This is a genomic window from Mesorhizobium sp. WSM4845 (assembly GCF_055811455.1).
Genome location: NZ_JBVVQA010000034.1, coordinates 65,577 through 73,129, shown reverse-complemented (window position 1 = coordinate 73,129; position 7,553 = coordinate 65,577). Strand labels below are relative to the sequence as shown.

The following is a 7,553-nucleotide window of genomic DNA, read 5'->3' as shown; positions in this document are numbered from 1 at the left end:
ATCGCAACGTATGTCTTCTTTTCCATGCCAAACCAGCGCTCGCATGCTTAATCTCCGTAGGCCCGGTTCGCGGCGTCGTGAGAGCGAGCTCGGCCGCTTTCCTTCAGGCTGCGAATTGGCTTTCCGGGGTCCAACCGCGAGGCAGCATCCATGTTCCCCGCCTCCGTTAAAAAACTTAGGCCGGCTTTTGTAGGTGGGGCTGTTGGCAGTGTCGGAGCGTCGAGAAGGCGGTGGCGCCCTGCCGGACATCGTTAAGAAGGTCAAGGAAGATTCCCGGCTTCGCCGTGGGCGTGGTGCATGGCGGCAACGTGAAGGGGCCGGTTGCGAGTCGGGGTGGAGAAGGTTGGTTTTCAGGTCCTCTCCCTCTATCACCTTCAAAATTGCCCAAACAATTCTCCGGCCCCTTCATGGCTTCCCGGAAGCCCAGCGTTTGCGGGATGTGCGGCCGAAAGCTGGGGAGAGCGGAAACAACTTTCCCTTCAATCTGCTCTCCGAATGTCCATCATTCTCCGAAGCCGGGGAACCTTTTGGATCTTCGGTCCGGCCCATCCGCGGGCACAAACTTTGCGTTTCCGCCAATGGTTCGGCCAATGGCGTCTCTATGACTTGCCCGCAAGCACCGCCGCAACCTATAGGTTTGCAACTAGCCTTATGGTTTGCTAGCTTCACCGTAGGGATGAGGAGATGCGGATTTTGTACCGCCTTTGGAAGTGGCTCTTACGTCCGAAAGCGCTGGGTGCCGGAGCGAACAGGGAGGAGCTTTCACCGAGTCATCCGTCCTCCATCAGCGAAGCACGTCTCCTGGACTTTTTGGCGAACACGACTGATGGTGTGTCGTTCTATGATCAGGACTTCCGCCTGACGCACTACGCAACCAACCTCAAAAGCATCCACAGCCGCCCGCTAGTTGCGGGCGACGCTCTGTGGGAGATTTATCCGAACGTCGGCACTGAGCTCATCGAAAAATTTGTTCGCGTGCTGCGCGGCGGCACTCCAATAAATGTCAATCTGCAGCGATCGCTGGGGGAGGCGCCCCGTTCCGCTGTCGTTTTCGGCGCTGCGAATGGAATTGGAATCATTGAATCCAGAGAAAGGGAGCGGGGCGGGCGGGGCTCACCGGAAGAGCAAGAGCGTATGATGCTCCTTCATCAGGCGACGCACGACGCATTAACCGGATTGCAGAACCGGCGGGGGTTCAGCGAAAACCTGCAACAAGCTCTGTCGGTGGTCGATGAGCCAAATGCCACTGCCCTGCTGCAAATCGACCTTGACGGTTTCAAAGCGGTCAATGACACGCTCGGCCATGGCACGGGCGATACGTTGCTTCAACTGGCAGCAGGCCGGATCCGGGACACGCTGCAGGACGGCGAACTCGCATACCGGTTAGCTGGAGACGAGTTCGCCGTCATTCAATCGCGTACGGGACAGCCCGCCGAAGCGGAACGCCTCGCGGGGGCGTTAATTGAAGGATTCAAGGCGCCGTTCATGATCAACGACATCCCCGTCTTCGTCGGCGCGAGCATCGGAATTGCATTCGGACCGGGACACGCGACCGAGGGCGAGCAGTTGATGAAGGCCGCGGATATCGCCCTTTATGCAGCCAAAAGAGACGGACGCGGCTGTGCGCGAATTTTCAATCGCTCGATGCAGCTCCTGCTCGAACAGCGTGAAAATCTGAGGCGCAGTCTTCGAATGGCGCTGGACCGGAACGAGCTTTATCTTGAATATCAACCGCTCATTCGGGCTCCCGCGTCGGTCGTGGGCTTCGAAGCGCTGCTGCGATGGCGGCATCCCGAAGTCGGGACCATTCCTCCGAGCGTGTTCATACCGATCGCCGAAGCCGACGGTCTCATGGACGAGATTGGACGATGGGTGATCGAAGAAGCCTGCCGCCAAGCAACGAGATGGCCGTCTTCACTGACGGTCGCCGTGAACCTGTCGCCGGCGCAGTTCCTGAGCGGTTCGCTCACGGACACGGTTGCTCAGATCGTCGACGCAGTCGGAATCCGCGCCGACCGGCTTGAGCTCGAGATTACCGAAACCGTTCTTCTCGAGCAAACCGTCGACAACATTGACACACTGAATACCCTGAATGTCCTCGGGATAAGGATCGCGCTAGACGATTTCGGCACCTACTACTCCTCGTTGAGTTACCTTAAGAACTTCCCGTTCGACACTTTGAAGATAGACCGATACTTCATAAAAGACTTAGAAACCGATCGAAAAAGTCAGACGATCGTGCGATCGATCATAGGCATGGCGCACGGCTTGGGGATAAGCGTCACCGCGGAGGGAGTTGAAACGCCGGGACAAGCACAGTGGCTGATCAGGGAAGACTGTGATTACCTCCAGGGCGATTTCCTTGGACGGCCACTCGGAGCCGAGGCGACGCGCGATTTCATCAGGCGATCTCCCAAGGAACTAATACGCGAAAGTGGGGACGAAATCTGGCGATCCAGCGTCCGGCCCCATGCATAGCGGCGTGGACGAAACTGAGGGGTCGCATCGCTTGACTAAAATGCAGCCAGAAACGAGTGAGGAACGCCAATGAATATTGCTTCTCATGCCGAAGATGGCGAAGCAGTCTTTGAGACAATGATCCAGATCGATTTGGACGTCAAAACTTTTATGTCTGATTGGATACTCTGCGATCAACTCTCGACCTACTCGGCGCGGATGATCAGCCATAACAGAACTGACTCCGTACGGCATTCAAACCTCTTTTCCTCTGCGTTGAACGAATTATTGGAGGTCGCCTTTCGTACGCGGCATTACGGCGGTGAAATAGCCTGTAGAGTGTCCCGCCGGGGCGAGACGGACAGGATCGAACTGACGTTCCCTTGCATGCCCGAAGAACGACAATTCTTTGAAGAAGCGGTGTTTCAAATTACGGGATCCGAGGCAATGGAGCGCTATCTCAACTCAGTGTCCGGAGACCTCGCGCCCAGTCGTGAAGTCGTTCTCCTGGAACTCGCCATCGACTACAACGCGACCCTTCGAGTCGAGCAAGTCGGCGCTGAAATCATCACTCTTGTCGTCGATCTTCCGCTTGAGGGCATGCCAAGTTGAGCGCGTACAACCTTTTCCCGCGTTTCAGAGCGCAATACGATGCAAACGATCAGGAGTTCTCGATATCGGGAATACTGCGGCCCCAATCGATCGATGAGCTTGCGCCCAGCATTGCCCTGTTGAAGGAATCAATCGCTCGTGTACGCGGCACTCTGTACGTAAACGTCAAACGATTGACGCAAATGAACAACACCGCATTTCATGCTTTCTCGCGGGTCATTATTGACGCCTGTCGCGTTCGACCAGATCTCAGGTTCGTACTCGTAACGTCAAGCGTTGTCGGGTGGACGACCAGAAAATTCGGGCGCCTGAACGGAATCGAAGCGAACATCACTGTTCAAGAGTATGACAGTGATTTCTATCCGGGGCAGAGCTTCCTCGAAGAAGGCGGGTTCATTCCGATCCTCCGCACACAGACGAAGATGACTTGGCGCCACGAGCGCACAATCTTGCCGCGACACGGCATGCAACCCGGTATCATCATGGCCGACATCTGTTGCGGAATTGGTGATTTCGCCGTACTCGTGCAGAAAGAATTTCAGCCATCACGGATTGTCGCTCTCGACCATTCCAGATCAAGCCTTGCTTATGCGCGAAGCGTGGCTGCGGCGTTCGATATCGGAGGAATTGAATACACCTATGGCGACGCGTCAGAAATGCTGCTCGACCAAGATCAGTTTGACTTGGTCACATGCCGACACTCCCTGCAGGTGTTCAACAAGCCCGAACTGATTCTCAAGGAACTCTTTCGCATCTGCAAGCCGGGGGGACGCGTCTACATCACGAATGAAAAGAACTCGCACTGTCTGGGCGAACCGCGCGCCGATAGCATCCAGTGGACCTATAATGAAGTCGCCAAGCTTTGGGCGCACTTCCAGATGGATATCGAGCTTGGCCCCAAAAGCCGTCGATACCTGGTCGAAGCGGGGTTCGAAGACATTCGAGTCGAGTCTTTCGTGGTCACCAACCACGACGGCGATCCGCAGGACTTCGCAGATGTCGTCGCGGCATGGGAGAACGTCTATGCAGGCGAGATGGCGACAAAGCGAGGTGACCCGCCGGCGTTCATCAGACGGTTCCGACAGGGTTTCCAGGATCACATTTTCGCTGCGCTCCACCCCAAGGGATATGCCGGCTGGCCAATCTGGGTTGCATCGGGACGTAAGCCACTGTGAGCGAGTCGCATGCCATTTCCCCCAAACCCTGGTCCGTTTTCCGGCCTAACAGCTTCCGCGCGAAATTCATAATCGTTGTAGGCGGGGCGGTGCTGTTCGACCTCCTGGTCGGTGGGAGCGTCGCCCTGTGGAACGTCAACCGGCTTTCCCGCGACGCGACGTACCAGATCGAGAGCGGCCTCACCAAGGCGAGCCAGGAATACCTCCAGAATTATATCGAGACGACTGCTCTGCGCGCCGATCTCCTGTTCGACCAAATGCACTCCGAGGTTACCGCACTTGCAGGCTCCATGCAGAGACTGATCGATCATCCAGAGGCGAAGGAGGCAATCGGCAACGCGCTGGCGACGGACTCCTATTTCAATGCGCCGCTTATACATGACCCCAAGGGAAACTGGATGCAGAGCCCACAAGGGTCGCCTTCGGTCTTGAGTATCTGGGGATATCTTCTCTCCCCCGATGGCCGACCGAAGCCCGAAATTCTCCACAAAATTCAGGAGAGTGCGGCGTTCGACATTTTTGGCCCAAGCCAAATGGCAACAGGCGCCAGGAAGTTGCAGGTCTATTACGTTGGACCGAAGGCAGCACCTATCATGCGCACGACTCCTTACTCCGATCAGGCGCAAACCTTCGACAAGCTCTATCCGGGCCACAACAACGCAAATTTCTGGGATTTCTTCTTTCCTGGCGTCTATGAGCGCTGGCAGGGGTGGATCAGGGACCCGAATTCGCGCCCCGTAAAAGGCGATGACATCACGGCGACTGCCCCATATATCGATGCGATTACCGGTAAGCTCATAGTGAGTTTCTTCCATCCGCTCTGGACGAAGGACCGCAAGGATGTCGCCGGCATGGTCGCTTCCGACGTAACGCTCGATCAACTCGCTGAAATCGTCGAAAGCGTGAAGGTCGCTGAGACGGGCTTCGGTTTTCTCACCATGTCGAATGGCAATGTGCTCGCGATCAAGCCCGAAGGCGAGAAAACGCTCGGGCTCAAGATTGCAAGCGGTGCGGCGGGTCAAGGCGTTACCGGACTCGATCGCTCGCTCAAAAAGAGTACGCATTCGGCCGTTGCGGCGCTCGAACTTCCTGCCGACGACAAGACGGTCATCAAGCATATTTCGATTTGGGAGGATGGCGAAGCCGAACCTCACATCGTCGCGCTTCGCCGACTGGAGGCAGTCAATCTCTGGAACAGCACGGGGTCCATCACAGCCGAAAACCAGATGCTCGGCTTCGTCGTCCCGGAGCGGGAAATCTATGCTTCCCTGCTTGCAGCGCAACAGAGCATTTCCAGCGCGACCAACCGGATCCTGGTCTCCCAGATCATCGCAATTATCATTTCGCTCCTGATTGTCTTTGCGGCTGTCTTCGGAATCTCAAAGCGGATCACCGCAGGCCTCAGCGCGCTTGCAGCAGCCGCAAAGCGGCTCCAGGCACAAGACTATTCAGTTCGAGTAAGCATTCCGACGCATGACGAAGTGGGAGAGGTGGGGGTCGCGTTCAACCGGATGGCGGAGGAGATCAGCTTCCATACGGAAAATCTCGAGCAAATCGTCGATGAAAGAACGAAGGAGCTTGAAGACGCAAATCAGGAGATTTCCGCCCTCAACAGCAAATTGCGAGATGAGAACCTCCGCCTTGGTGCAGAGCTTGCAGTTGCCAAACATATCCAGATGATGGTTCTGCCGAGAGCCAGCGAACTCGAAGCCATCCACGGGGTCGAAATCGCCGCTTATATGCGGCCGGCCGACGAGGTCGGCGGCGACTACTACGACGTCTTGCAAGAGGGATCGCGGGTCAAGATCGGGATCGGCGATGTGACAGGCCACGGGCTCGAAAGCGGTGTGCTGATGCTGATGGTTCAATCCGTTGCACGCGCACTGCAGGAGACTGGCGAGGACAATCCACGTCAGTTTCTCGATCGACTGAACAGAGCCATCTATAAAAATATCGAACGGACCAACACCGACAAGCATCTCTCGCTGGCCTTTCTTGACTTTGAGAATGGGAGGGTGACCCTGTCAGGGCAGCATGAGGAGGTTCTCGTCGTTCGTGCAAATGGAGAGATCGAGCGTATCGATACCGCCAATCTTGGTCTGCCGATCGGCCTCGAACGCAACATCTTGCCGTTTATCGCAACGCGCGACATTCCGTTCAACAGCGGCGATGTGATCGTGCTCCACACGGATGGTGTGACCGAGGCGGAAGATCAGGAGGGAAAATTGTTCGGTTTGATACGCCTCTCTAACAGTGCGCGCCACTATCATCGCAGGAGCGCCGAGGAGATCAAAACTGGAATTATTGAGGACCTGATGGCGCATATCGGAACACAGAAAATCCACGACGACATCACGCTCGTGATCATGAGGCACAAGTAGGAATGACAACACTGTTCGGAACAGCCGACTTTGCAATTGGAATGAGAGAGAGCGTCAGCCGCGTGCGATTGTTCGATGGACCTCTCGACCTGAGTTGGCATCATTGCGCTACTACTTCGGACTTCATCGCGGACGTTTTTGCCCTGCGCTTCCAGTCTTCTCGCAACGACTACAGGGAAGTGCGACACAGCATTGGCTATCTAGTCAACGAACTGATTGAAAATGCGGTCAAGTTTCGTGCGCCAGGCGAGATCACGATCGAGGCGGCCATAGAATCGGAAAGCTTTAAAATCAAGGTTTCGAATGTTGTTGACGTCGAAACAACCGCTAAATTTCAAAATCTTCTGTCGGAGATCACAGCCGGCGATCCGGGTGAGCTCCTGATCCAGCGAATCGAAGAGAATGCCGCGGACCCTCAGACAACAAATTCCGGTCTTGGATTGCTGACGTTGATGAACGACTATGGCGCGAGCCTGGCTTGGGTCTTCAGCCCCGCCGACGAAAGGGACCAGGTTCGCCTGGAAACATATGCTTCAATTGTGGTATCATCAGAAACTTATAACTAAAACGAAATGAAGACAAAATCGTGGACATAACAACGACAAATTATCGCGTGTGGAACGAAGGAAGCGATGTTTATTTTGACGGCGTAATGAGGTTGTCCAGTTCTGAGGCCTATGCGCCCATTTTGCAGCTAATGATGAATGTCCTTACCTCCAATCCTACTACTATAACGATACATGTATCAGACTTGGAGTTCCTTAACTCGTCGGGCATCAATTTATTGGCCAAATTTACCATAGAGGTCAGAAAGCATCCAGAGATCCAACTCATTGTCCGGGGAAGCTCGGAAATACCTTGGCAGTCGAAATCGCTGCCAAATCTCAAAAAACTACATCCTGCGATGGTACTCTTCGTTGGCTGACAG

At 55.3% G+C, this 7,553-nt stretch carries 6 protein-coding genes; all 6 read left to right on the top strand.

Annotated features, from left to right (window positions below; all coding sequences use genetic code 11):
• The first annotated feature begins 684 nt into the window (after positions 1 to 684).
• The 6 genes from AC0L2C_RS28715 to AC0L2C_RS28690 all read left to right on the top strand — a co-directional run bounded on the left by AC0L2C_RS28715 (position 685) and on the right by AC0L2C_RS28690 (position 7,550).
• Positions 685 to 2,478, top strand: coding sequence for a putative bifunctional diguanylate cyclase/phosphodiesterase (locus AC0L2C_RS28715; RefSeq protein WP_473525002.1), 1,794 nt, complete (start codon positions 685 to 687; stop codon positions 2,476 to 2,478).
• Positions 2,479 to 2,547: 69 nt separating this feature from the next.
• Entirely contained in the window at positions 2,548 to 3,069 is a 522-nt protein-coding gene (locus AC0L2C_RS28710) for a ubiquinone biosynthesis methyltransferase UbiE (protein WP_287240397.1), read from the top strand.
• Positions 3,066 to 4,244 (top strand): class I SAM-dependent methyltransferase, encoded by a 1,179-nt coding sequence (locus AC0L2C_RS28705; protein WP_128168955.1) that lies wholly within the window; start codon positions 3,066 to 3,068, stop codon positions 4,242 to 4,244. The genes AC0L2C_RS28710 and AC0L2C_RS28705 overlap by 4 nt, the downstream gene beginning before the upstream one ends.
• A 14-nt stretch (positions 4,245 to 4,258) precedes the next feature.
• Positions 4,259 to 6,625, top strand: a complete 2,367-nt coding sequence (locus tag AC0L2C_RS28700; RefSeq protein ID WP_287240522.1) for a SpoIIE family protein phosphatase — start codon at positions 4,259 to 4,261, stop codon at positions 6,623 to 6,625.
• A 2-nt stretch (positions 6,626 to 6,627) separates the two neighbouring features.
• Complete coding sequence (locus tag AC0L2C_RS28695) at positions 6,628 to 7,191, top strand: slr1658 superfamily regulator (protein WP_287240399.1); 564 nt, start codon at positions 6,628 to 6,630, stop codon at positions 7,189 to 7,191.
• 20 nt (positions 7,192 to 7,211) lie between these two features.
• The gene (locus AC0L2C_RS28690; protein WP_023797948.1) at positions 7,212 to 7,550 is read left to right on the top strand and encodes a slr1659 superfamily regulator; all 339 of its coding nucleotides are present in this window, start codon (positions 7,212 to 7,214) and stop codon (positions 7,548 to 7,550) included.
• Positions 7,551 to 7,553 lie beyond the last annotated feature (3 nt).